The 1,642-nt window shown below is 53.6% G+C and carries 1 protein-coding gene; it reads left to right on the top strand.

The genetic code is table 11. The features are described 5' to 3' along the window. The first annotated feature begins 207 nt into the window (after positions 1 to 207). Positions 208 to 1,611 (top strand): polynucleotide adenylyltransferase PcnB, encoded by a 1,404-nt coding sequence (gene pcnB, locus BG74_RS04945; RefSeq protein ID WP_073961086.1) that lies wholly within the window; start codon positions 208 to 210, stop codon positions 1,609 to 1,611. The last annotated feature ends 31 nt before the right edge of the window (positions 1,612 to 1,642 follow it).

Here is a 1,642-nt window from a genome sequence, read left to right on the forward strand (position 1 = left end):
CGGAACGGCACGCTATGTGCTTTGAGAGTATGTTAAACTTGGCAGTGGACCACTGACGGCTTGACGCCGTGCCAACCAAACCGCCCACACCCCGTAAAGGACAATGCGCCCATTCATTCTCAAGCTTGGCGTAGTGAGCTGTCATTAGCCGCTGTTTTACGTTGTTCCTGTTTATTTGTTACTATTGAGGTGTACTATTTTTTTGAGGTGTACTATTTTTATTTTACCCGAGTAGCTAATAACTTCTGCCGCAAGGCGCTCAATCATAAAAGCGTGGAAACGGCACCAGAGGATAGACGCCATTTGACGATTATCCCGCGCGATCAGCACTCCATTTCTCGTAAAGAGATCAGTGAAAATGCTTTAAAAGTGCTTTACCGCTTGAATAAAGCGGGATATGAAGCCTATTTGGTCGGCGGCAGTGTTCGCGATCTGCTGCTGGGTAAAAAACCCAAGGACTTCGATATCACGACCAGCGCTACGCCAGAGCAGATGCGTAAGCTATTTCGCAACTGCCGACTGGTTGGCCGCCGTTTTCGGCTGGCGCACGTCATATTCGGGCCTGAAATTATCGAAGTCGCCACGTTCCGCGGCCGTCATCAGGTGCTAGAGCCCGAAAAAAACGCGACGGGGGCCATCCTCACCGGCCACAACGGAATGCTGCTGCGCGACAATATTTTTGGCTCCATCGAAGAAGACGCCCAGCGCCGCGACTTCTCGGTGAACAGCTTGTACTACAGTGTGGTCGATTTTACTCTGCGTGACTATACTGGCGGACTGAAAGATTTACGCGAAGGTACTATTCGCTTGATTGGCGATCCGGAAACCCGTTATCGGGAAGACCCGGTCCGCATGCTACGCGCGGTGCGCTTTGCCGCCAAGCTGGACATGACCATAAGCCGCAAAACTGCCGAACCGATCCCCCGGCTAGCAGCGCTGTTACACGATATTCCTCCGGCGCGTATGTTTGAAGAAGCGCTCAAACTGCTACAGGCGGGCTACGGTGAAGCCACCTACCGTCTGCTGTGCGGATACCAGCTGTTTCAACCGCTGTTTCCGTTGATAAGCCGTAACTTTACCGAACACAGCGACAGTTGTATGGAACAGATGATGATCCGCGTACTGACGAACACTGATCAGCGTTTGCGCAACGATATGCTGGTCAATCCGGCTTTCTTATTCGCCGCCATGCTGTGGTATCCGCTGTTGGAGCATGCACAGAAACTGATCCAGAAAAGCATCCTATCCTATTTTGACGCTTTCTCACTAGCGATGAACGATATTATCGACGAACAATGCCGCACGCTGGCGATACCCAAACGCTTAACCTCCCTAATGCGCGATGTGTGGCAACTTCAGCTGCGGTTATCACGTCGCCAGGGGAAGCGCGCCCACAAGCTGATGGAACATCCTAAATTTCATGCCGCCTATGATTTGCTGACGCTGCGAGCTGAAGTGGAAAACAACGCCGAGCTGCAGCAGCTCAGCCGCTGGTGGGAGGAGTTCCAAGTGGCCGCGGCGGCGGGGCAAAATAATATGCTGACCACGCTTGGCGATGACGCGCCTGCCCGCGCCTGCCCGCGCCTTCTGGCGCCCCGCGATGGCACCTGATGGATCGTGTCTGGCTAGCTCTGGGCAGCAA

This window comes from Sodalis-like endosymbiont of Proechinophthirus fluctus (genome assembly GCF_001602625.1).
In the GTDB taxonomy this organism is placed as follows: Bacteria; Pseudomonadota; Gammaproteobacteria; order Enterobacterales; family Enterobacteriaceae.